25 protein-coding genes and 1 tRNA gene are annotated in these 23,762 nt (G+C 41.1%); 12 read left to right on the top strand and 14 right to left on the bottom strand.

The window, feature by feature from the left end; all coding sequences use genetic code 11:
- Positions 1 to 8: 8 nt before the first annotated feature.
- The 3 genes from JWQ54_RS17460 to JWQ54_RS17470 form a co-directional block, all read right to left on the bottom strand.
- Complete coding sequence (locus JWQ54_RS17460) at positions 9 to 1,304, bottom strand: relaxase/mobilization nuclease domain-containing protein (RefSeq protein ID WP_299587298.1); 1,296 nt, start codon at positions 1,302 to 1,304, stop codon at positions 9 to 11.
- Positions 1,286 to 1,696: a plasmid mobilization relaxosome protein MobC gene (gene mobC / locus JWQ54_RS17465; protein ID WP_299587300.1), complete on the bottom strand. Its 411-nt coding sequence runs from the start codon at positions 1,694 to 1,696 to the stop codon at positions 1,286 to 1,288. Before mobC ends, JWQ54_RS17460 begins: the two co-directional genes overlap by 19 nt.
- Before the next feature lie 152 nt (positions 1,697 to 1,848).
- Positions 1,849 to 2,016 carry a hypothetical protein gene (locus JWQ54_RS17470; protein WP_299587302.1) on the bottom strand — a complete coding sequence of 56 codons (168 nt, stop codon included), beginning with the start codon at positions 2,014 to 2,016 and terminating at the stop codon, positions 1,849 to 1,851.
- A 156-nt stretch (positions 2,017 to 2,172) separates the two neighbouring features.
- Between JWQ54_RS17470 and JWQ54_RS17475 the strand changes: the two genes are divergently transcribed.
- On the top strand, positions 2,173 to 2,304 hold the full coding sequence (locus tag JWQ54_RS17475) for a hypothetical protein (protein ID WP_299587304.1): 132 nt from the start codon (positions 2,173 to 2,175) through the stop codon (positions 2,302 to 2,304).
- Between the two features lie 20 nt (positions 2,305 to 2,324).
- The gene (locus tag JWQ54_RS17480; RefSeq protein WP_299587306.1) at positions 2,325 to 2,519 is read left to right on the top strand and encodes a hypothetical protein; all 195 of its coding nucleotides are present in this window, start codon (positions 2,325 to 2,327) and stop codon (positions 2,517 to 2,519) included.
- Positions 2,520 to 2,521: 2 nt separating this feature from the next.
- Here JWQ54_RS17480 and JWQ54_RS17485 read toward each other — a convergent pair whose 3' ends face one another.
- The 3 genes from JWQ54_RS17485 to JWQ54_RS17495 form a co-directional block, all read right to left on the bottom strand.
- Positions 2,522 to 3,718 carry a site-specific integrase gene (locus tag JWQ54_RS17485; RefSeq protein ID WP_299587309.1) on the bottom strand — a complete coding sequence of 399 codons (1,197 nt, stop codon included), beginning with the start codon at positions 3,716 to 3,718 and terminating at the stop codon, positions 2,522 to 2,524.
- Between the two features lie 95 nt (positions 3,719 to 3,813).
- Positions 3,814 to 3,887: transfer RNA gene (locus tag JWQ54_RS17490), tRNA-Ala, on the bottom strand.
- Positions 3,888 to 3,984: 97 nt separating this feature from the next.
- Positions 3,985 to 5,280: a DUF885 domain-containing protein gene (locus JWQ54_RS17495; protein WP_299587312.1), complete on the bottom strand. Its 1,296-nt coding sequence runs from the start codon at positions 5,278 to 5,280 to the stop codon at positions 3,985 to 3,987.
- A gap of 860 nt (positions 5,281 to 6,140) precedes the next feature.
- On the opposite strand from JWQ54_RS17495, the gene JWQ54_RS17500 reads away from it, so the two are divergent.
- Both JWQ54_RS17500 and JWQ54_RS17505 read left to right on the top strand, forming a co-directional pair.
- Positions 6,141 to 7,286 (top strand): MFS transporter, encoded by a 1,146-nt coding sequence (locus tag JWQ54_RS17500; RefSeq protein WP_299587314.1) that lies wholly within the window; start codon positions 6,141 to 6,143, stop codon positions 7,284 to 7,286.
- Positions 7,287 to 7,479: 193 nt separating this feature from the next.
- Positions 7,480 to 7,689, top strand: a complete 210-nt coding sequence (locus JWQ54_RS17505) for a hypothetical protein (RefSeq protein WP_299587316.1) — start codon at positions 7,480 to 7,482, stop codon at positions 7,687 to 7,689.
- Between the two features lie 265 nt (positions 7,690 to 7,954).
- Here JWQ54_RS17505 and lpxB read toward each other — a convergent pair whose 3' ends face one another.
- The 5 genes from lpxB to acs form a co-directional block, all read right to left on the bottom strand.
- A complete protein-coding gene (gene lpxB, locus JWQ54_RS17510; protein WP_299587319.1) occupies positions 7,955 to 9,067 on the bottom strand; it encodes a lipid-A-disaccharide synthase in 1,113 nt (370 codons plus the stop codon).
- Positions 9,064 to 9,327 carry a hypothetical protein gene (locus JWQ54_RS17515; protein WP_299587322.1) on the bottom strand — a complete coding sequence of 88 codons (264 nt, stop codon included), beginning with the start codon at positions 9,325 to 9,327 and terminating at the stop codon, positions 9,064 to 9,066. The genes lpxB and JWQ54_RS17515 overlap by 4 nt, the downstream gene beginning before the upstream one ends.
- A 3-nt stretch (positions 9,328 to 9,330) precedes the next feature.
- On the bottom strand, positions 9,331 to 10,104 hold the full coding sequence (gene surE / locus JWQ54_RS17520) for a 5'/3'-nucleotidase SurE (protein ID WP_299587325.1): 774 nt from the start codon (positions 10,102 to 10,104) through the stop codon (positions 9,331 to 9,333).
- A 246-nt stretch (positions 10,105 to 10,350) separates the two neighbouring features.
- On the bottom strand, positions 10,351 to 10,536 hold the full coding sequence (locus JWQ54_RS17525; RefSeq protein WP_299587327.1) for a CsbD family protein: 186 nt from the start codon (positions 10,534 to 10,536) through the stop codon (positions 10,351 to 10,353).
- A gap of 104 nt (positions 10,537 to 10,640) precedes the next feature.
- Entirely contained in the window at positions 10,641 to 12,554 is a 1,914-nt protein-coding gene (acs, locus tag JWQ54_RS17530) for an acetate--CoA ligase (protein WP_299587329.1), read from the bottom strand.
- A 156-nt stretch (positions 12,555 to 12,710) separates the two neighbouring features.
- Here acs and rpmB point away from each other — a divergent pair, with 156 nt between their 5' ends.
- The 8 genes from rpmB to JWQ54_RS17570 all read left to right on the top strand — a co-directional run bounded on the left by rpmB (position 12,711) and on the right by JWQ54_RS17570 (position 19,579).
- Positions 12,711 to 12,944 carry a 50S ribosomal protein L28 gene (gene rpmB / locus JWQ54_RS17535; protein WP_094572451.1) on the top strand — a complete coding sequence of 78 codons (234 nt, stop codon included), beginning with the start codon at positions 12,711 to 12,713 and terminating at the stop codon, positions 12,942 to 12,944.
- A gap of 101 nt (positions 12,945 to 13,045) precedes the next feature.
- Positions 13,046 to 13,228: a 50S ribosomal protein L33 gene (gene rpmG, locus JWQ54_RS17540; RefSeq protein WP_067063463.1), complete on the top strand. Its 183-nt coding sequence runs from the start codon at positions 13,046 to 13,048 to the stop codon at positions 13,226 to 13,228.
- Between the two features lie 65 nt (positions 13,229 to 13,293).
- Positions 13,294 to 13,455 (top strand): DUF4295 domain-containing protein, encoded by a 162-nt coding sequence (locus JWQ54_RS17545; RefSeq protein WP_073406358.1) that lies wholly within the window; start codon positions 13,294 to 13,296, stop codon positions 13,453 to 13,455.
- Between the two features lie 191 nt (positions 13,456 to 13,646).
- Entirely contained in the window at positions 13,647 to 14,612 is a 966-nt protein-coding gene (ftsY, locus tag JWQ54_RS17550) for a signal recognition particle-docking protein FtsY (RefSeq protein ID WP_299587332.1), read from the top strand.
- A 108-nt stretch (positions 14,613 to 14,720) separates the two neighbouring features.
- Positions 14,721 to 16,055 (top strand): 30S ribosomal protein S12 methylthiotransferase RimO, encoded by a 1,335-nt coding sequence (gene rimO / locus JWQ54_RS17555; RefSeq protein WP_299587334.1) that lies wholly within the window; start codon positions 14,721 to 14,723, stop codon positions 16,053 to 16,055.
- 121 nt (positions 16,056 to 16,176) lie between these two features.
- A complete protein-coding gene (gene bshC, locus JWQ54_RS17560; RefSeq protein WP_299587336.1) occupies positions 16,177 to 17,766 on the top strand; it encodes a bacillithiol biosynthesis cysteine-adding enzyme BshC in 1,590 nt (529 codons plus the stop codon).
- 60 nt (positions 17,767 to 17,826) lie between these two features.
- Positions 17,827 to 18,363: an alpha/beta fold hydrolase gene (locus JWQ54_RS17565; protein WP_299587338.1), complete on the top strand. Its 537-nt coding sequence runs from the start codon at positions 17,827 to 17,829 to the stop codon at positions 18,361 to 18,363.
- Positions 18,364 to 18,499: 136 nt separating this feature from the next.
- Positions 18,500 to 19,579 carry an Ldh family oxidoreductase gene (locus tag JWQ54_RS17570; RefSeq protein ID WP_299587341.1) on the top strand — a complete coding sequence of 360 codons (1,080 nt, stop codon included), beginning with the start codon at positions 18,500 to 18,502 and terminating at the stop codon, positions 19,577 to 19,579.
- A gap of 40 nt (positions 19,580 to 19,619) precedes the next feature.
- Here the strand turns inward: JWQ54_RS17570 and lepB (JWQ54_RS17575) are convergent, their stop codons facing one another.
- Genes lepB (JWQ54_RS17575) through lepB (JWQ54_RS17585) form a run of 3 tightly spaced genes read right to left on the bottom strand, consistent with a single transcriptional unit; the run spans position 19,620 to position 23,697 of the window.
- Positions 19,620 to 21,047 (bottom strand): signal peptidase I, encoded by a 1,428-nt coding sequence (gene lepB / locus JWQ54_RS17575; RefSeq protein ID WP_299587343.1) that lies wholly within the window; start codon positions 21,045 to 21,047, stop codon positions 19,620 to 19,622.
- A gap of 7 nt (positions 21,048 to 21,054) precedes the next feature.
- Positions 21,055 to 22,545 carry a signal peptidase I gene (gene lepB, locus JWQ54_RS17580; protein WP_299587345.1) on the bottom strand — a complete coding sequence of 497 codons (1,491 nt, stop codon included), beginning with the start codon at positions 22,543 to 22,545 and terminating at the stop codon, positions 21,055 to 21,057.
- A gap of 3 nt (positions 22,546 to 22,548) precedes the next feature.
- The gene (gene lepB, locus JWQ54_RS17585; RefSeq protein WP_299587347.1) at positions 22,549 to 23,697 is read right to left on the bottom strand and encodes a signal peptidase I; all 1,149 of its coding nucleotides are present in this window, start codon (positions 23,695 to 23,697) and stop codon (positions 22,549 to 22,551) included.
- Between the last annotated feature and the right edge of the window lie 65 nt (positions 23,698 to 23,762).

Here is a 23,762-nt window from a genome sequence, read left to right on the forward strand (position 1 = left end):
ATTGCGGTTTATAAATGCTGTCCTTGTTCCTGCTTTTTCCTTTTCTTGCGGCGTGGTGTGATTGGTGCGCTGTCCGCTGCGGTTTTTCCCATCAAATTTTTAAGCAGTTTATCTACACCCGAACCAAACTGCTGTGTGGCAGGTTCAGGGGTTTTCAGGTAGATAGTTTGCGCAGTCGGTTTCAGGTACGTTTGTTTTGGCTTTCCTGTTTTTAACCAGGTCTTTGTAGTTGACTTAATGGGCTGGTCTGTCTGGCCAAACCTTTCTGTTAATGCCTTTGCGCTGTAATTCTTGCCTAAGTCACTGCCTTTAAAAACGGCCATATTGGTATTATCAATAAAGGTTACGCCATAAGTCAAACCCTGCTCGTTCTGCCGGAACAGAGCTTGGATATTCTGCGTTTGCAGTTCAGCTATAAAGGTGGCTTTGGTTAACTGGTGATATTTCTTAAATACCGTTTCAATTTCATCCTTCAGGTCGTCCCGGTATGCTGTACGTCTTTCAGTGTTTTGGGCGAACTTTTTTTCAAGGTTAAATAAGGTCGGCTTGCTGTAAAAGGCGCTGGCCTTAATGGGAACGCCGATTGGTTTGCCGTTCTTATCAAGTAGGGAATAAACCAATCCCTTCTTTTGATACATCATGGTATCCTTACCGCCACGATCCGCCTGTACGTTGAATTGCCTTAACACCGCGTTGAATTCGGCCAATGAGGTGAATTTGTATTGGTTCATCACGGCACCCACTATGTTGCTGATAGCGCGCTTGGTGGGAATATGACCGTACTGCGCTTTGGTAATATCAGCCGGTTTGATAGCTGCCAGCTGCTTGAATGTTTTGCTTTGGGCTCTGACAAGGTTAAACTCCTGCTCAATTTGCTTTCGGGCCGGTTCGGATTTCAGCATCCCGATGCGGTGTATATCGATACGTTCGCCGTTCGCCTGCATATTGGTGGTAACGATATGCACATGACTGTGTGCCGCATCTGTATGGCGGTAAACTAAAAATGGCTGGTCCCCAAAACCGATCTTGTCCATATAGGCTGCAGCGATGGTCTGCATCTTTGTATTATCCAGTTTTTCACTGGCGTCAAAGTTCAGGGAGATATGCAGGGCGTTGGTTTTTACTTTATCACTGAGCATGGTTAATTTTTCAAAGCGCTTTACCTTGCTATCAAAATTCATCTGGTCGATCTCGCCTGCAAAGCCGCTGGCCATGATCAGTTGTGCCTGTCCCTGGGCAACTTTATTTTCATTGTAATGCAGGACGCCCTTTATCCTTTTACCGCTTATGATTTTTGCAACCATACCACCGCCAGTTGAGAAACGATTTTCAATAGTTCATCTACCCGCTGCTCGACAGGGTTGAATAGTTCGGTTACTTTGATGGCATAAAAGGCTTTCCCTTTTTCTTCCCAGGTACTGTTATAGCGTTTGGTGATCTGGTTGATATTGATGCCGATGGCTTTGAGCTCTTTCCGGATCAGCGCCAGTTGTTCCATGGTTTGATCTAATGAAGCATCAACATAAAAAACTTTGATTTCCTGGTTAGACAATATCTTCCGGGCCACTTCACCGATACTGTAGCAATCGCTTTTCCCGATCATTTTTTCAAGTCGCTGAAATACAACGGCCGTTACCCTTGTTCTTACAGAGCAGGTATATAATTTTTCGGGATTTGCTGATTTTCTGCGGGCCATAATTTGCACTTTAGAGGGGTGAGTTCCGAACCCCGGTAAGCACCGCGCAGTCGGCAAAGATATTTTTGGGGACAAAAATCCATCTTTGCTGAACGCTAGCGCGTGGAACGGCCACCTGCCGGTGCCGTTGCGGAACCCTTCGGGTGATTGTTTTAATTGCTGCTTTTAATTTTTCGTTCGGTGGTTTTGCGCAATGTTTCCAGCGGCTCGAACGAGCGCAGCAATTGCTGGATGGGATGGCGGGGCTGTTGCCTTATCCGTTTGACCTGTGGCCTGAGTTTTGAATCTGTGGCTTCTTTATCGACTGTGTTATTGATCATGGCTTATAGAATTTAAGTCAAAGTTGAGGGGATTGTTTTATAAGATATGGGAGTCCCCCAATTTGGTGAAAGATTTAATTTGTTATCGTTTATCTGCCTAATGACCCTGAATGATAAGTTGGTCAAATATTTCACCCTTTTCCGAAACTGCCGGTTATGGCAGCTATCTATGTGGAGTTTTGCCTTTCAAAAGGAATTAATATGTTACCGGAAGAAGTCAAAAAGCCAGCTTTGCAAATTGACGAGGTGCTTACACGAATTGAACAGGGTGAGATACCGCTCAAATAATTGTCGGCAGGCTCATCGAAGTGATAGTCAAACTGGATGAAAAAGAGCGACAGTTGGATAGTTTGATCCAGTCGCTACCCATGCTTGCTGATATCACTAAAAAGATCGGCGAAATACATACGCTTCATTTCCCGGCAAAGCATTTAAAAAAGAAATCCCAAAAGGAACGGTTTATGGCCGAGATCCTTTTGGGACCGGTGAAAAAGCGGAAATAGCTTTATATCGCGGGTATCAGTTTATTGGTCTGTACAAACTTTAATAAATCCTTGAGATAGGTTTCTGTTTCTACCAGACTGCTGTGGCGGTTGGCCGAGCATATTTCAGCAATGGTCCAGCCCGCTTTAAACTTCTTCACGTTGGAAAAGTGCTTAAACGAATAAAGGGTGTACTTTTTATTCCTGAGTTTAACCTTTTTCAGACACCTGACGAAGCGGTCATACGGTGTATTCTCACCAATTCTGTTCTCTGAAATAAAGGTTACCGGCGACCCCAACAAATAGTATTCCCCGGGAGAATTGGCGATATCCAGTTTATCAAGTTCTATCCGCAAACTTGGGTCAATGTGGACAGGTAACGCTTTTTTGTTTTTAGCAATAGAAGCCGGGATGGTGATCGTGTTGTTTTCTAAATTAATGTATTTGAGTTTTAAGTACCTTAATTCTTTTGGCCGGATACAGGTATAATAAATCATCCTGACGAATAATAAACAATAGGGATCGTTAGCCTGCAGCCAGTCCATAATCGTTTTAAAATCATCATCGGAAAATACCTGGTGCGATTCCGTGGCAATCTTTGTCCTGGTTTCCGTATCGGTTACCGGGTTGACCTCAATATATTTGTTCTTTTTAAGGTATTTGAAATAGTTGTTCAGGGCAATTCTCGAATTGTTGTAAGTAACGCCCAGCCACTTTTCGGTTTGTTCCTGGTGATCTAAGAAGTGGGTGATTTCGTAATCGGTGATCTCGTTCACCATTTTATGCGCACCGTAAAAATCAATAAAGGGCTTAACCTTGGACAGGTAAGTCTGGATAGATTTTTTTCGGGTTCCTTTCGCTTTGTGGTAGGCTTCGAAAAGTTCTTTGCCTTGGCCGAGGGTAAGCGATACAACTTCCCGTTTGAGTTTCTCATTGGATTTTTCGTCAATCGGGCTCCAGCCACCATCCAAAGCATCTTTGTAGGTATCTAAGAGTTCTGTGAAAAGATTAAGCTTTTCTTTAGGTTCCTTGATCCTGTTCAGGTTCTTGCTGAACCTGAACCTTTCCATTTCCCCGAGACCGGGGTTATAGAAAAAGAATTCCACATACCAGCTTTGTTTCGCTTCCTCTTTGGCTTTGGTGCTGCCTTTTGGAACAAGATCAATGGTTTTTCCCTTGAATAAGCGGGGTGTTGTGTAGGTAACTTCTGCACTTTCCATGCCGCCGAAATTGGCGGGCTGTGGCAGAGTTTTGGCAGAGTTAGTACCTGGTGTGTTGCTAAATAGCTGAACACCAGGTACATTAAGTGCTTGAGTGGAGAATATCGGAGTCGAACCGATGACCTCTTGCATGCCATGCAAGCGCTCTAGCCAGCTGAGCTAATCCCCCTTTTTGCGGATGGCAAATATATTATTTTAAGCAGTAAAATAAAATTATTTATCTAACTTAATAATGATGCAGACGGATTGATCCAATTTCTCATTCACTATTCTATCGTGAGCACACTTTTCTTCACCATAAATACAGGCAGTGAACCAAGGTTTAAGATCCGGTCGTGAAAGTTTTTGATATTAAATTTATCGCCCTCTCTCTTTTGCAGCAATTGTTTCCATTGCAATATCTGACCAGCTCCATATTTATAGGTAATACACTGCGCGGGCCAGCGTTTTACACGGGCTATTTCGCGCATAGCAATATCATCCTGGTTTTTAATATTTTTTTTCCAAAAAGTGAGTGCTTGCTGGTCTGTCCACCCATAATAATTAAGACCAATATCCATAGGCACTCTTACAGACCTTACCAGGTCCCATTCCCATTTGCCAAGCTCGTCATAAGGTGTTCTATAAACTCCAAGATCTTTTCCAAGTTCTTCTACATAAGCTCCCCAGCCTTCTTCCAATCCTAAATAATAAAAAAGCTGCTGCACTTTTGATTGTTTTAAGCCGGTATTTATAGAAGATTTATAATGGTGCCCCGGTACCGCTTCGTGGATAAAAAGCCAGTCTACCTGCCGTTTATTATAAGGTTTATTAAACTGGTTATAATAAAACACGCTGTTATCATAATAGCCCGGGGCCTGGACCATCGCTTCATTCGCTCCCTGTTCAATTTTTAAAGGCTCTATTTTATGCTCACTGAACACATTACCCATGTTTTTGTAAATAACTGCCTGGGTTTCCTCAAAATATTTCAACACATCTCTCGGGTTATTAATAAAAAAATCTTCATCATTTAAATGTTTATAAAAAACATCCTCACTTAACCCGCTTTTGCGGCGGATGTCTTCAATGTGCCCCTGTACCCGCTTAACTTCTTCCAGTCCAAATTGGTAAATTTCATCGGGCGTAACATTTGCGCTAAGCCAATTCCGTAAAAAATACCTATACCAGGCCTTTCCATCAGGTATAGTGTATAATCCTTCTGCGGAAATTTCCTTTTGCTTATTGGTTTCCCACTGCTTTTCTAAAGCCAATCTTTCTAAATTCATATTGGTTTCATATGCTATAAGCTCATAATCCTGTTGTTGGCCGTTGCTTAAACTTCCTATAGCGTATTTTTTTTGTTCTGATCTGATGGATTCGAAAAAAGCTATCTGCTTCCGAATTTGATCTGCCGGCTTTATTTGTTTCAGAACATTTACATAGCTAAGGTCCAAATTGGGGATCTTAAGTGCACGGTATCCCTTTACAAATTTATCGGTGAACTGATCGAAGGTCTCCTGAGTTTTAAAGCCGGTTAAACAAATTAAAATGGCAGATAAGTAAATCGGTTTAATCTTCATTGGTATTATTAGGATGTCTTACTTAATTGCTGCAGATTAAAGTTATATAATTTGATCCTTCAAAAATACATTTAAAAACATGTGAAATCATCCTTTCTTCGGTGGGACTTCCGGATAAGAAAAACGGGGGCATAATACAATTACAAAACCCCTTAAAACAAGTAAAGCCCCTGATGGGCAGGGGCCTTTACTAACCAATTATAAACCTAAATTATGAGAAGACTTTTTAATATTTTATTATGGTGTAAAAGTAACACTATCTTTTTATATAAATCGAATTTATTTGTAACTTTTTTGTGAAAAACACATTTGCTGCTATTCGATTGACAAAAATACAAACATTTTGTTAAAAATATAATAATTTGCAAAAAAAGATTTAAATTATTTATCTATTACCAACATATGTCAATTTTAACCAATAAAAACTATATTTATTTCATGTTAAAAATATTTTTCTCTAATTTTTTTCAAAATTTTTGATAAAAACTTTCCTATTTTTTATCAAAAAAAGCAAATAGCGAATATTAGTCTCTAAATATAGAGGCTAAATATAAATTTTATTGCTTTTTATTGCCGCAAATTGTAAAATATCTGTCAATTAGGTTAAAAAATTGAAATCATTCCAGATTTAACGATAAAAATTTTTAATAATTGTGCCCGGTCACCTATATTTAAATTTCAATAACAGGGTTCTCCATTAAAAATTCCTTGAATTTGTATCATGAGTTAAAAAATTGCACAAATCAAACATCATTTTAAAAATGCCTTATCACTTTTGCGGATAATTTTTATAATTACAAATGAATAACAGTGTCGCCCCTAAAAAACACCCTGAATTAACGTCATTAACATTGTGGATAATGACTATTGCAACTGGCCTAGTTGTGGCTAATTTATATTACAACCAACCCTTGCTTGAAGATATTGCCCGTACTTACCATACATCCAGGGCAAAAGCCGGCCAGGTATCTGTACTTACACAAATAGGCTATGCTACAGGATTGTTTTTCCTTGCTCCGCTTGCCGATATGGTAAAGCGTAAGCGCTTAATGGTAATTGTTTTTGCTTTTATCATAATATCCCTTTTACTAACTGCCATGGCGCCCACCATTAATATATTGATTTTTGCCAGCTTCCTAATAGGTGCAACGTCTATGATCCCTCAAATATTGGTGCCCATGGCTGCACACCTGGCCAAACCCAATGAGCGGGGTAAAAAGATTGGCGTTATTATGAGCGGCTTGTTGATAGGCATACTGCTATCGCGTACATTTAGCGGTTATATTGGTGAGTATTTTGGATGGCGGGCAGTGTTTTATACAGCAGCCGGCATAATGCTGTTGATGTGGCTGATGGTGGGATTATTTTTGCCCGAGGTTGAGCCTGATTATAAAGGCACCTACAAACAATTGATGGCATCGCTTGCCCACCTTGTTAAGCACGAACCTAAATTAAGGCTTGCCGCATTGCGTGGGGCGCTGTGCTTTGCGTGCTTCAGCGCTTTTTGGACAACCATAGTATTTTTATTAAAGCAAAATTTTAATATGGGCAGCAGTGTAGCCGGCGAGTTTGGCCTGGTTGGTGCTTTTGGTGCAATTGCTGCTGGCCTGATGGGTCGTTTAAGCGATAAAATGGATGCCTACAAATTATCTGGCTTTACTTTGTTGCTTATCCTTATCTCGTTTATTGTTTTCATTTTTTCGGCACATAGCATAGCCGGTTTAATTATCGGGGTGATTATAATGGACATGGGCGTACAGGCAACGCATATTTCAAATCAATCAATAATTTTTACTTTAAAGCCTGAGGCGCGTAACCGTATTAACACCATTTATATGGTCACTTATTTTATTGGCGGATCAGTGGGAACTTTCTTTGCAACCCAGCTGTGGAAAAATTATCAATGGAATGGCGTATGTATTACGGGGATCACAATATCTGTGATAACACTTGTTATACATTTTCTCAATCATCCTAAACCTGTGAATAAAGCAGTAAGCGTATAGTTTTTTGGTTACTGTATACAACAACTGTACTAAAATTTCATACACTAAACTATACAAACCGCAGTTTTTACTTAAAGATGTTTTCGTTAATTACATCTGAATATCACCATGTTGTAAAATAAAATTGATTTAAGGATGATCAATCTTTGCCTTATTTAAAACTTTGGCACTGATTTGGAACAATACAAATCAAATGCAATACAGGATGGAACCCGACAGTAAAAAGAATCGTGAAAGCGAAGAAAAAGAAGAAGAAAAAGAATGGGAAAACCCTGTTGATCCAGCTATGACTTCGGATGAGCGGGATAAAGAACAACTGTTAAGGCAATATAAAGAAGCCAAACGCAGGAAAGATAATTTGACTGAGAACCAGGAAGACAAACCTAAAAAACAAACTAAATAGCTATTAACCAAAAGATCATTTACCTATGAAAACTTATAAAAAAACTGCAGCAAGTAAATTATTAGCAAAGTTTGACAATGAATTAATGAATTTATTAGCAAACGATTTGAACTCATTTATGTCGAGAAATCCATTTTTAATGAGCAAGAAACAGGCCGTGATACAATCAACCTTGTCCGTGGCCTGACCCATCATATATCTATCTGTCAAAAAATAATTAAACCATTACCTATGAAAACGATAGAGCTTTGCAATTTGCAGGGCTTTATTTTTTTGTGGTGTATTTGATTATCAACGCCGCGGTTTTTGCAGAAGCGCCGGGCGTCCCCATTTTCTCATCGAGCTCGTCATAATCGCTCATCATTCTGCCATGGTAATTTTTATTATTTATGATCATATTCAGTTCAGCGGTTATATTTTCCACGGAACAATCCTGCTGGATCAATTCTTTTACAACCAGCTTATTCATTATCAGGTTCACCAGCGAGATAAATTTTATTTTAACCACCATCCGGGCAATACCAATAGATATGGGATGGCCTTTATAAACAACTATCTGCGGTACATTAAATAAAGCTGTTTCCAAAGTCGCCGTTCCGGAGGCCACAATTGCAGCTTCTGAATTACTCAGCAGATCATAAGTGGCATTAAATAAAACAGGGATATTTTTTCCGCCGGTGAATTGATCATAATACTGCTGATTAAATGATGGAGCTCCCGCAATTACAAACTGATGATCCGGAAACTGTTCTGTTACACCCAGCATTTCGGGCAATAAACGGCTAATCTCCTGCTTGCGGCTGCCGGGGAGCAAAGCAATGATCTTTTTTGCAGACAGCTTGTTATTTATGATAAAGTTTTCATCGGGTTTAAAGGCAGCAACCGCATCAAGCAAGGGATTGCCAACATAATCAACCTCCATCCCCCACGCCTTGTAAAAATCAACCTCGAAAGGGAGAATACAAAACAGGTGGTCGACTATCCGCTTTATTTTAAGCACGCGTTTTTGGTTCCAGGCCCAAACTTTTGGTGAAATATAGTAGCAAACCAGCAGGTTATTATTTTTGGCGAATTCTGCAATTTTTAAATTAAAGCCGGGAAAATCAATCAGTATCAAAACATCCGGCTGCCAGGCGGCAATGTCTTCTTTACAAAACTTTAGGTTTTTTAAAATAGTGTTTAAGTTAAGCAACACCTCAATAAAACCCATAAAGGCCATATCCGCGTAATGCTTTACCAATGTACCACCTTCGTTCAGCATCAGGTCTCCACCAAAAAAACGGAACTCTGCCTGTTCATCGCGCTCTTTTAAGGCTTTCATCAAATTAGCCCCGTGCAAATCGCCTGAAGCTTCGCCGGCCACCAGGTAATATTTCATCGCAGATGAACTTTAAAGATGAATACCAGCAGCATAATTATAAAAGTAGCGAGCATGATCCCACGGGCCGTTTGATCAAGTTCCTTTTTCAGGATAATCCGCATCATTATCAAATTTAAAGCAATGGCTATAAAATAAGGTAACGCCGGACGGTTGATGATCTCCACATTGGTTTTTAATAAATAAGCAACTGCCAGTGCAATAGCAGGAAATATAAGTGCAGCTAAAATGCCGGTGATGAAACTGTTTTTGTTTAGCATAACTTATACATTAAACTTCCATCCGTTTAAAACCTGTATGGCATGATGTGCAGTCATATCAAACTGAACCGGCACCACTGATGCATAGTTATGTTCCAGCGCCCAAACATCGGTGTCCTCGCCATTATCACTGGTTTGGAAAACACCGGTGAGCCAGTAGTAAGGGCGGTTATGCGGATCCATCCTTTCGTCAAATTCCTCGGCCCATTTGGCATTTGCCTGGCGGCTGATCTTTATCCCCTTTATATTGCTACCAGCCGGAAAGTTTACGTTTAATAAAGTGGCGGTAGGCAAACCGTGCTCTAAAACCTGCAAAGCTATTTCCTTTACATATTTTAAGCAGTGCGAAAAATCAGCCTGTAAAGTGTAATCATCCAATGAAAACCCGATAGACGGAATACTTTCAATAGCCCCTTCAACAGCTGCCGACATAGTACCGGAGTATAGTATATTGATAGAATTATTTAAACCATGATTAATTCCCGAAACACACAGGTCCGGTTTTTTCCCCTTAAAGATCTTATTTACCGCAAGTTTAACACAATCAACAGGCGTGCCTGAGCAGCGGTACATTTCAACCCCTTCGTAAATATCAACCTGGTCTAACCGTAATGGCTTACCAATGGTAATGGCATGCCCCATACCCGACTGCGGGCTATCCGGCGCAACTACTACAACCCGGCCTATCTCCGCCATCGTATCCATTAAAGCTTTTATGCCGGGGGCAGTTATCCCGTCGTCGTTTACAACAAGTATGGTGGGCTTGGATTTTTTCATCGGCACAAAATTAGTTATATTTAACTTATGGTACCCGATGAAAAGAACGTTACACTTGATGAATATATGCGAATGCCAGTTGGTGCGCCATATCAATATTTAAATGGCCGCTTGATTAATTGGCCTTCACAGTCAACAAAAGGTATAATAGATGCCATATTAAGTTATATGGATGTATAAACAAAAACACGTTAAAAAGCAAAAAGCCACCTCCTAAAATAAGAGGCGGCTTTTGCTTACAAATTTCTATAAACTATTAAGCCACTTTATGAGCTCATCCCGGGTTTTTCCCGTCTTTTCCTGAAGCTTCCCTAATGTTTCATCGTCCTTGCCTTCTTCGTATGCCAGGTCGTCATCAGTAAGGTCGCCATAGGCTTGTTTTATTTTACCCTTCAACTCGTTCCAACTGCCTTTTAATTCTAATTTGTCCATGATGTTTTTATTTAGATGTATGGTTAGATAACATCTGTTACATCATTTTGGTTTCTACTAATTACTTCGGCTATGATCTATGAACCATCAACTATAAACTTCCCCTACAACGCTCCCGCCTTTATCTCGTCCACCACACCAGGGTCAAGCAATGTGGAAGTGTCTCCCATATTACTGGTATCCCCTTCGGCAATCTTGCGTAAAATACGGCGCATTATTTTGCCTGAGCGTGTTTTAGGTAATCCGCTTACAAACTGGATCTTATCCGGCTTGGCAATAGCGCCTATAATGCGGGATACCGTCATGATGATATCTTTACGGGCAAGTTCTTCATCCCCATGCTGATTAGGGCAAACCACAAAGGCGTATACCCCCTGACCCTTAATATCATGCGGATAACCAACAACCGCCGATTCAACCACGCTGCTGTGCATATTTATAGCATTCTCTACTTCGGCAGTACCAATGCGGTGACCGGATACATTCAGCACATCGTCAACCCTGCCGGTTATCCGGTAATACCCATCATCATCGCGCAGACAGCCATCGCCGGTAAAATATAGATTTTCGTAAGTAGCAAAGTAAGTTGTGCGGCAACGCTCATGATCGCCATAAGTAGTGCGTAACATGCCGGGCCATGGGAAACGGATGCACAGGTTGCCGCTCACGCCATTGCCTTCAATAATTTTACCATTTTCATCAACCAAAACAGGCTGTATGCCAGGTAAAGGCAATGTAGCATAGCCCGGTTTTGTTGGGGTGATGCCCGCAATTGGCGAAATCATAAACCCGCCGGTTTCAGTTTGCCACCAGGTATCAACAATTGGGCATTTACCAAGTCCTATTTTTTCATCAAACCAATGCCAGGCCTCTTCGTTAATAGGTTCTCCTACCGATCCTAATTTTTTTAATGAGCTGAAATTTTTCCCTTTTAATACATCGTCGCCAAAGCTCATTAATGACCGGATAGCTGTAGGGGCGGTATATAATATGTTTACTTCGTACTTTTCAACAATATCCCAAAAACGGCCCGGGGTTGGCCATGAAGGAATTCCTTCGAACATTACCGTAGTTGCCCCCTGGCTTAAAGGACCGTACGCTATATAGGAATGCCCGGTTATCCAGCCAATATCAGCTGTGCAAAAATAAACCTCGCCAGGCTCATATTGAAACGCATTGGCAAATGTATAGCCGGTATAAACCATATATCCGCCACAGGTATGCACTACGCCTTTTGGCTTGCCTGTTGAACCTGATGTATAAAGAATGAAAAGCATATCCTCGGCATCCATCACTTCGGGTGGGCATTCCAAATTTCCCAGGGTTTCAATTTTTTGTATTTCGTCTTCCCACCAAACATCACGTCCCTTTATCATCGAAACCGGTGTACGGCTACGCGTCAGTACAATAACTTTCTCAACCGTTGGGCATTGTACCAGGGCATCATCAATAATACTTTTTAACGGAATGGCTTTGTTACCACGAAAACCACCGTCGGCGGTAATAACCAACTTGCAGGTGGCGTCATTTATCCTGTCGGCAATTGACTGTGCAGAGAATCCGCCAAATACTACAGAATGGATAGCCCCTATGCGGGCACATGCCAATACTGCAATTGCCAGCTCGGGTACCATAGGCATGTAGATACAGATCCTGTCGCCTTTTTTCGCGCCGTTGTTTTTTAGTACGTTGGCAAACTGGCAAACTTTATCATATAGTTGCTGATAGGTTAATACCCTGTGGTGTTCCTGCGGATCGTTAGGTTCCCATAAAATAGCGGGTTTATCACCCAACGCTTCCAGGTGGCGGTCAAGGCAGTTTTCGGTAATATTAAGCTTTGCACCCTGGAACCATTTGATACTTGGCCCGGTAAAATTCCATTCAAGTACCTTGTCCCACTTTTTGCGCCACAAAAAATTATTGGCTATGCTTTCCCAAAATTGTTCGGGCTGCTCAACACTTTGCTTGTAAACTTCCTTATATTCTTCAAAAGAGGAGACCTTCATTGATGTGTTCATAGTCTGTGGAATTGGTGGGCGTAAATTACAATTTTCTTCATTATCCAGTAAGTAAAAAAGAATTTGAAAAATAATTTAAAACAGTATTGCCTATTTCACATAAAATCCTGATATTTGCAAACTCTTTACAAAAAGGGAGAATTAAAAAGATTTGTCATGTCAAGAATTTGTGATCTAACAGGAAAAGGATCTTTGGTTGGTAATAACGTTTCAAACTCAAACGTTAAAACAAAACGCAGATTTCATCCAAACTTAAAACTTAAGAAGTTTTATATTCCTGAAGAAGATAAATGGATAACCTTAAAGGTATCTACTTCAGCTGTAAAAACTATCAGCAAAAATGGTATAACTGCTTGTATCAATAAATTTGTAAAAAAAGGATATATATAGTAGTTGATTAGGTTGAATGGTTGATTAAGTTGATTGGGTTTAAATCCTTGCAACTATGCTAATCACTAATTCACTAATTCGCTAACTCAATAAATAAAAAGATGGCTAAGAAAGGCAATAGAGTTCAGGTAATTTTAGAATGCACCGAGCATAAAACAAGCGGCATGCCTGGTATGTCTCGTTATATTACCACTAAGAACAAGAAAAATACAACAGAAAGACTGGAAATGAAGAAATTCAACCCGGTTTTAAGAAAAGTAACTGTTCATAAAGAAATTAAGTAATTGGTTGATTAGCCTGATTAAAAATCACTAATTCACTAAATCGCTAATTCATTAATTAAAAAGACATGGCAAAGAAAGTAGTTGCAACGCTAAAAGTAGCTGGTAAAGGCAAAGAATATTCAAAAGTTATAACAATGGCTAAGTCACCACGTACTGGTGCTTATTCATTTAAAGAGCAGATCGTGGCTAACGACTTCGTTAAGGATGCGATAGCTGGAAAATTATAACGGTAATTTTTGATCAAAATATAAAAGCCATCTTGTTTATACGGGAAGGCTTTTTTGTTGATGTGCAGATGCGTGGATGTGAAGATATGCGAATTATGAAATAAAACATTCATCCGCACATCTAAAATCTGCACATTTGCACATTAATTTTATCCGCACATTTGCATATCTGCACATTTGCACATTAAAATATGGGATTATTCGATTTTTTCAAAAAAAAGGAAAGCACTCCGCAAGAGCAGGAAGCGCTGGATAGCGGTTTAGAAAAAACAAAGGATAACTTTTTTTCAAAAATAACAAAGGTAGTCGCAGGCAAATCAAGCGTTGACGATGATGTGCTTGATGACCTGGAAGAAGTACTGGTAACATCGGATGTTGGCGTAAAAACCACCTTGAAAATCATTGAGCGCATCCAGGCACGTGTTGCCCGTGATAAATATGTAAGCACATCTGAGCTGAATAGCCTGTTAAAGGATGAAATTCAGAAACTGCTTGCCGAAAACAACAGTAACGATTTTACAAACTTTGAATATGGCAACCATAAGCCATATGTAATAATGGTTGTGGGCGTAAATGGTGTGGGTAAAACTACTACTATAGGCAAGCTGGCCCATAAACTTAAACAGGCGGGCAACAAAGTGGTATTAGGCGCCGCCGATACTTTTAGAGCGGCGGCGGTTGCACAGATCCAGCTTTGGGGTGAGCGCGTAGGTGTAAAAGTTGTAGCACAGGCAATGGGGTCTGACCCTGCATCTGTGGCCTATGATACTTTACGCTCGGCGGTAGCCAATGGCGATGATGTTGCAATTATTGATACCGCAGGTCGTTTACATAATAAGGTAGGCTTGATGAATGAGCTTACCAAGATCAAAAATGTGATGCAAAAGGTTGTCCCGGGTGCCCCGCACGAGATCTTGCTGGTGCTTGATGCATCAACAGGGCAAAATGCTATTGAGCAATGCAAACAATTTACAGAAGCAACAGATGTTAACGCTTTAGCCTTAACCAAACTGGATGGTACGGCAAAAGGCGGTGTAGTGATAGGAATAAGCGATCAGTTTAAGATCCCCGTAAAATATATAGGTGTTGGTGAAAGCATGAATGATCTGCAGTTGTTTGACCGGCAGGGATTCGTGGATTCACTTTTTAAGAATTAATATTAACTAATACCGTCCTTGCGAGGAACGAAGCAATCTCCGACTTGCAGAGCCGCTCTGTATAGCTCAGAGGTTGCTTCGTTCCTCGCAATGACGCTTTGATAGGTGATGAGGACAAAATCAATTAGCAAGCCGGTGACAACAAACAAGCCACGTGTTAACGTAGTTACTTTAGGCTGTTCAAAAAATATTTACGATTCCGAGATTCTGATGGGCCAGTTAAAAGGCAACCATTTCGATGTAGTGCACGAGGCTGAAAAGGTAAATAGCGATGATATTATTGTAATAAACACCTGCGGCTTTATTGATAATGCTAAACAGGAGTCTATTGATACCATTCTTCAGTACAGCGAGCTTAAAGAACAAGGTAAGGTTGGGAAAGTAATTGTTACCGGCTGCCTGTCTGAACGTTACAAGCCCGAACTTGAAGCTGAAATAACCAATGTTGATTCATGGTTTGGCACCAACGATCTGCAAAATCTTTTAAGCTCTGTAGGTGCTGATTACAAACATGAGCTGATAGGCGAACGCCTGTTAACTACCCCAAAACATTTTGCCTATTTTAAAATTGCCGAGGGCTGTAATCGTCCATGCTCCTTTTGTGCTATCCCTTTAATGCGCGGCAAGCACCTAAGCTCCCCTATTGATCAATTGGTTAAAGATGCACAGCAATTAGCCAAAAACGGGACAAAAGAGCTGATACTGATCGCCCAGGATTTGACCTACTATGGCCTTGATCTGTACGGGAAACGCAACCTGGATGAATTACTTCGCCGCTTATCTGATGTTAACGGCATTGAGTGGATCAGGCTGCAATATGCTTATCCTTCAGGTTTCCCAATGGAAATTTTAGATGTGATGAATGAGCGCGATAATATCTGCAAGTATATGGATATGCCTTTACAGCACATTAGCGATGATATGCTTAGATCTATGCGCCGCGGCATCACCAAACAAAAAACTATCGATGTTGTAAACCAGATCCGCGATAAGGTTGCCGGTATCGCCATGCGGACTACGCTGATAACCGGCTATCCCGGCGAAACAGAACGCGATTTTGAAGAAATGCAGCAATGGGTTGAAGATACCAAATTCGACCGTTTAGGTTGTTTCACGTACTCGCACGAAGAAAAAACCCATGCCCATTCATTGGTTGATGATGTGCCCGAAGACGTAAAACAGCAACGTGCCGATGTCATAATGGAAATTCAGCAAGGTATTTCTTTTGATAAAAACCAGGAAAAAATTGGTAATACCTATAAAGTTTTGGTAGATAAAAAGGATGGCGGTTACTTTGTTGGCCGTACCGAATATGACTCACCGGAAGTGGATAACGAGGTATTGATAGATGCCAAAATTGATTACGCTACCATCGGCAGCTTTGTAAACGTGCAGATTGATACCGCCGAAGACTTTGACCTTTATGGACATATTGTAAAATAAACTCCTTTTGGCTTGCCTGGTGTTTATTTTATAATTTTAAAGTATAAATTCGAAATCGGTATGTGAAGGTGAATGATTGAATTTATAAATCCGACATCGAACATCCGACATCCGAAATAAAATGGACTCAGCCTGTATAAATTATAAAGACACGGGATTTTTTTCCCAAACTGTTATTGATTACCTTGAAGATGCCCCGGCACTTCGTCCGTTTTATGGTTACCGCCCTGATATAAATGGATTTACTGAGTTGTTGAAAAACAAAAAAGTGAATGCCAACCGGAAAATATTAGTTGAAATATTGACCGGTCAATACAGCAGAATGCCTCACCTGGAGGCAGTTCAAAATAACATCTCTTTTCTTAAATCCGATAATTCCTACACAATTACTACCGGCCATCAACTTAACATATTTGCAGGTCCGCTTTATTTCATCTATAAAATTGTTACCGCTATTAAATTATCGCGGCAGCTAAAAGAACAATTTCCGGGTAAAAATTTTGTGCCTGTTTACTGGATGGCATCGGAGGATCATGATTTTGCCGAGATAAATTATACCAACATCGGTGGTAAAAAAGTGCATTGGTGGTACGAGGCATCAGGTGCAACCGGGCGCATAAATCCGGATACTATGCGCCAGGCCCTAAATCAATACAAAGGTGCTTTGGGTATTGAACGCCATGCCAATGAACTTGCCGAAATTGTTGAAACCGCTTATACTAAATTTGATAAGCTGGGCGATGCCACACGTTATTTAGTTAATGCTTTGTTTGGCCAGTATGGGCTTGTAATTATTGATGCTGATGACCACCGCTTTAAACATTCGTTCGCGCCGATAATTGAGAAGGATATTATTGAGCAGAACAGCTTTAAAAATATTGAAGCAACCAATAAGCAATTACATAACTTGGGGGTACATATCCAGGTAAACCCGCGCGGGATCAACTTTTTTTATTTGATGGATGGCCTGCGTGAGCGGATAGTATTTGAGCATGACAGGTACAAGGTATTAAACAGCGAGATCAGTTTTACAGCAGCTGAGCTGAAAGCAGAGATCAGTCAACATCCCGAAAGGTTCAGCCCGAATGTAGTAATGCGCCCGCTATACCAGGAATGTATTTTACCAAACATTGCCTACATAGGCGGTGGCGCCGAAGTGGTTTATTGGCTGGAACTGAAATCGAACTTTGAATATTATAAAGTTGATTTCCCTATCCTTATCCTCCGTAATTCGGGTTTAGTAATAGGTAAGGAAACTGCCTCAAAAATTGCTAAAATGGATCTGCAGCCGACCGATCTGTTTAAAAGCAGCGATACTATTAAAAATGACTGGGTAAAAAAACACAGCCAGCATAATTTAACGCTTACTGAAGAGTGGCGCGAGTTAACCAGTGTTTTTGAAAAGATAAAACTACGCGCTTACAAAATAGACAACACACTTGCTCCGTCGGTTGAGGCTGTACAAGCGAGGCTTAAACACGCGATTGATAGCCTGGAGAAAAAATTAATAAAGGCTGAAAAACGCAACTATCATACCCGCCTTGAACAGGTTGAACATATTAAGAGTGATATTTTCCCGAAAGACAGCCTGCAGGAGCGCACGGAAAACTTTGGATTATTTTATGTGAAATGGGGACCATACTTTATTGATGAGCTTATCCGCCACTTTGAGCCATTGGATTTTAAGTTTACGGTGCTGACAGAGAAATAGTTTTTGAACCATAAAGGATTTACGGTTACCTGACTCAAGAAGGTTTTATTATTTTTACTTATGCACTTCCAATCCACTATCCTCATCCTTCCAGGCCTTGGCAATTCGGGCCCGCAGCATTGGCAATCTATTTGGGAAAACAAATTTAATTTTAACCGGATTGAGCAGCAAGACTGGGAAACCCCGTTTTGCTCTGATTGGATCGAGACAATTAATAACGAGATAAAAAAGCATGATGCAGCCAAGGTTATACTCGTTGGTCATAGCCTTGCTTGTACAACAATTGCCTATTGGGCTTACAAATTTGATATTAAGATTAAGGGGGCCTTATTAGTTGGGCCAAGCGATACCGAGGCAGATACATATCCGCCCGGAACAACCGGATTTAAACCTGTACCGCTTTTTAATCTTCCATTTAAGTCAATTGTTGTAGCAAGTACTAATGATTATTATGTAAGATATGAACGGGCCAAATTTTTCGCCGATAGCTGGGGCAGTGAACTGGTAAATATTGGCGATGCAGGGCACATTAATGTATCATCTGGCTTTGGAGACTGGGATGAGGGGCTGGAAATATTGAAGCGGCTGGATTCCTAAATTAGAGCTCCGTGACCTCCGCGCCTTCTCTGTATCCGCGGTAAATTTTAACCACTGTGTTCGCAGAGTATGCACAAAGTTCACAGAGTTTTTTTGATGGTTGATAGTGTCTAAAACAAACCCACTATATTTGCCCATGCTTATCTCCCAATCAGTCCTTCGCAACTTCACGCAAAATATTTTTCTTTCTATGGGATGCAGTGATGAACATGCAACACTGGCTGCAGATGTATTGCTTCAAGCGGATTTAAGGGGGATTGATTCGCATGGTGTTGCGCGGCTGGTGGGTTATGTACGTTTGTGGGAAAGCAAAAGGATAAACACTAACCCCAATATAACTATTGCCCACGAAACGCCCACCACAGCCACTGTTGATGGTGATGCGGGCTTAGGCCTTGTAGTTGCCCCCTTTGCTATGCGTTTAGCTATTCAAAAGGCTGAACAATATGGTTCCGGTTGGGTATCGGTGCGGAACTCGAACCACTTTGGAATTGCGGGCTATCACAGTTTGCTGGCAGTTGAAAAAGATATGATCGGCTTTGCTATGACCAATGCAAGTCCGCTGGTTGCCCCAACTTATTCAAGCGAAAGATTATTAGGTACCAACCCCATGTGTTATGCTTTTCCGGCCGGAAAATATCCTCCCGTGGTGGTTGATATGGCAACTTCGGCTGCGGCCAATGGTAAGCTTGAAATAGCACAGCGTGCCGGTAAACCTGTTCCGGAAGGCTGGATCCAGGATGCTGAGGGAAATTATACAACTGATCCGCATGCTTTAAAAAGCGGTGGCTCACTTTTGCCTTTGGGCGGCGATAAAGAGCACGGCAGTCATAAGGGTTTCGGCTTAAGTGCAACGGTTGATATTCTTTCGGCAGTATTATCCGGTGCTAATTACGGCCCGTGGGTGCCACCGTTTGTGACTTTTTTGCAGCCTCCGGCAGATCCTGTCGGCTTAGGTATCGGCCATTTTGTTGGTGCTATGCGGGTTGATGGCTTTCGCCCGGTTGATGAGTTTAAAGCGCATTTGGATAATTGGATAAGCCGGTTTAAATCAGCAGCTACTGTTGATCCTGATCAAAAAGTTATTATTCCCGGCGAACCGGAATTGGAAGCTGAAGCAGACAGGACGGCAAATGGGATCCCGCTGGTTGATTCAGTTGTAGATGATTTGAACGGATTGGCGGTGAAATTTAGCATAGGCCCCCTAATCCCCTGAAGGGGGAACTCTGGATTAAGATTTAACTCAATCAACCGGTCTATTTAATCCACTTAAAAATCCTTCTCCACCGGGTTTGGTGCAAAAAATCAGCTGTTTCATCAGTGCTCATCCATATAAATAGCGCCTTGCCCACAATGTGATCTTCGGGCACAAAACCCCAAAAACGCGAATCTTCTGAGTTATGGCGGTTATCGCCCATCATCCAGTAATAATCCTGTTTAAAAGTATAGGTTGCAGCTTTTTTACCATTGATAATGATATCATTGCCCGAGATTTTAACTTTGTTATATTCATATACCTCAATCGCCCGCTTATACACCGGAATGGTTAAATTATCCAGTGTAACTGTCCAGCCTTTTTTAGGAATAATAATTGGCCCAAGATTGTCAACGTTCCACTTGAATTGACTATCATGCGGAAAGATTTGCGGATCATAAGTATATAGCGGCTGGAAATACTCGGTAACTGATTTAATATTAGGATCAGCATTCAATTTTTTAGCAGATTGACGGGTCATCAGCATTTCATAATTATTGCCGTCGTATTGTGCCCTTACATCAATATGCAACTCCCGTAAAACCAGCGAATCAATCGATGTACCGTTAGTTTGTACAATGTATGCAGGCTGCCCATCAGTTGGGTTTGGCATTTTTTTGCTGTTTATATATACCTGTGCATTTATTATCCGCAGGGCATCACCGGGAGTAGCCTGGCAGCGTTTAATAAAGTTCTCTCGTTTATCAACCGGCCGGTAATATGGTGAATCGGCATCCATGGGGTAATTAAAAACTACGACGTCGCCCTTTTTAACATCGCTTAGTCCCGGCAGGCGGAAATAAGGCAATTTTATACCATCCCAATAAGCTTTGGTATTTATTAGCGGCATAGTGTGATGGGCAAACGGAAAGGAAACCGGAGTAATAGGCGTACGCGGCCCGTAGTTAACCTTGCTCACAAATAAATAATCGCCAATTAAAAGTGAGCTTTCCATCGATCCGGTGGGGATAACATAAGCCTCAATAAAAAAGGTACGGATAAGGGTGGCAGCAACTATGGCGAACAGTATAGCTTCAGTCCATTCCCTGGCTGGTGATTTTACTAATTTTTCCTGATGCTTTTCTTTAAACCCAATACTTGCTGACTGACCCAGGTATTGTGTCCTTTTCTCAAAGCCCCATTTTGGAAGGAATAGAACCGGCAGTAGAATTGCGGCTGCCTGCTGCCGTATGGTAAATTTCCCGTACGATTTAACAAAATCTATATAGATCCCAATGCCGACAATTACATTAAACACCGGTATAAAAAGCCAGAAAAGCCACCATGCCGGCCTTCCGGTTAGCTTTAACATTATATAGGTTGAATAAAAAGGAATAAGCGCTTCCCAACCAGCTCTGCCTGCTTTTTGAAATAGTTTCCAGCAACCCGTTAATAACAATACCACGAAAGCGACAACAGCATATACCATTATAAACTTAATTTATTCCTTTAAATAGCCTGTCCCAGCGAATCTGGCTAAATAGCGACGCTTTGTCATCGGTACTCATCCAGATAAAAGAAGCCTTGCCGATAATATGATCTTCCGGAACGAAACCCCAAAAGCGTGAATCGTCCGAGTCATGACGGTTATCGCCCATCATCCAGTAATAATTCAATTTAAAGGTATAACTATCGGTTTTTTTGCCGTTTATAAAAATATCGCTGCCCTTAACCTCTATCTTGTTATTTTCATAAGTTCTGATACAGCGTTCATAAAGCGGGTAGCTCATGCTATCTAATTTTACCATCCAGTCTTTTTTAGGGATAATGATTGGGCCATAATTATCAACGCTCCATTTATAATCAGGCTGTTTGCCGTTAAGCATCATGTTTGGCGGGCCTACCGGGTGTACCGGGTTGGTAGGATAAACTGGGCTATTCGGATCGCTTTTACCTTTTGGCGAAATAAAAGCTGCCAATGATTTTACATTGGAATATCTTTTCAATTTATCAGCCGACTCCTTGGTCATGGCCTGGTAAGTGTGACCTTCGTAAAGGGTTATGTGTAGTTCATCCAATATTTGCGGATTAAGGTCCACACCGTTTGTGGTATAATTGTATTCCATCTGCTCTCCCGGAGGGTTGGGACCAGTTTTGCTGTTTACATAAACCTGTCCGTCAACAACACACAGCGTATCGCCAGGAGCACCCTGGCAACGTTTTATAAAGTTTTCACGTTTATCAACCGGTCGGTAATATGGAGAGTCCGCATCCATGGGGTAATTAAATACCATAACATCACCTCTTTTTATAGCGCTGAAACCCGGCAGGCGTAAATAGGGCAATTTTAAGCCATCGTAGTAGGTTTTAATATTTGTTTGCGGAATCCTTCCGTTGGTAAATGGGAATGATACCGGGTACATTGGCACACGCGCCCCATAGTTTAACTTGCTTACAAAAAAACAATCTCCAGTAAGCAAAGTTCTCTCCATTGATGAGGAAGGCATTACATAAGCTTCCATAATAAATGTGCGTACAAATATTACAGCTGCTAGTACACAAATTAGAGATATTCCCCAATCTATAATAGCTGGCCTTTTTACTCCTTTTCCATACTCATCACAGAACTCCATACTGGCATACGCTCCTAAATATCTTGTATCATCCACCCCCCATTTAAGGAGATAAATAAACGGCAAAAAGATTGCGGCAAGCTGAGTACGGATCTTGAATTTTCCATACGATTTGATAAAATCAATATAGATCACAACATTTATGACGTAGTTAAAAAAGGGTATAAAAAGCCAAATAAGCCACCACGCAGGCCTCCCGCTTATTTTAAGCATTACATAGCTTGAGTAAACCGGGATTAGTGCCTCCCAGCCATGCCTGCCTGCTTTTTTAAATAACAGCCAATATCCAGGCAGGGTTAAAAGCAAAAAAGGGGCAGCTAATATGCATACCCCTATATAATAAGCTATCCCCATATATTAATGAATGCCGTTGAACAACCTGCTCCACCTGATCTTGCTAAAAAATGATGCATTATCATCCCAGCTCATCCATATAAATAAAGCTTTGCCAACAATATGGTCTTCCGGGACAAAGCCCCAAAAGCGCGAGTCATCCGAATCGTGGCGGTTATCACCCATCATCCAGAAGTAGTTCATTTTAAAGGTATAGCTATCGGTCTTTTTGCCATTGATGAAAATGTCGCTGCCCTTAACCTCTATTTTGTTGTTTTCATAAGTTCTGATACAACGCTCATAAAGGGGATAGGTCATACTGTCAAGCTTTACTGTCCAGCCCTTTTTAGGGATGATGATAGGGCCATAATTGTCAACACTCCATTTATAATCCGGCTGCCTGCCGTTAAGCATCAAGTTTGGAGGGCCAACAGGATGAGCCGGGTTTGTAGGATAAACCGGGCTACCAGGATCGCTTTCCCCTTTTTTTGAAATTATTTGTTTAAACGATGTTATGTTTGAATAACCTTTTAATTTATCGGCAGATTCCTTCGTCATCGCCTGATAATTGTGCCCTTCATAAAGCGTAATTTTAAGGTCATCTGTAATTTGCGGGTTAAGGTCAACACCATTTGTGGTATAGCTGTATTCCATTTGCTCGCCCGGTGGATTTGGAGCAGCTTTGCCGTTTACATAAACCTGCCCGTCAACCACACTCAAAGTATCACCAGGAGCCCCCTGGCAGCGTTTTATAAAATTTTCTCTTTTGTCAACAGGCCTGTAAAATGGCGAATCAGCATCCATAGGGTAATTAAATACTACCACATCGCCTTTTTTTACATCACTTAAACCAGGTAAACGGTAGTACGGAAGTTGTATTCCGTCCCAATAGGCTTTGGTATTAATAAGCGGCATGGTGTGGTGCGCAAACGGAAACGCGATTGGCGTTATAGGTGTGCGGGCGCCGTAATTTACCTTGCTTACAAACAAAAAATCGCCAACAAGCAGCGATCTTTCCATTGATGGGGTAGGTATTACATAAGCTTCTATAAAAAAGGTTCGGATCAAAGTTGCAGCTATTACGGCAAAAACTATAGCATCAGTCCACTCGCGGATGGCACTTTTCTTTTTTTTAGGGGTATTTTTCTTTTTACTCCAGAATTTCCAGTTCATGTTTACAATATTGCGGATTTATTATCAGATTTAAGAGTCAAGAACCAAGAAATCAAGTATCAAGA

The organism is Mucilaginibacter sp. (genome assembly GCF_028288225.1).
Classification (GTDB): Bacteria; Bacteroidota; Bacteroidia; order Sphingobacteriales; family Sphingobacteriaceae; genus Mucilaginibacter.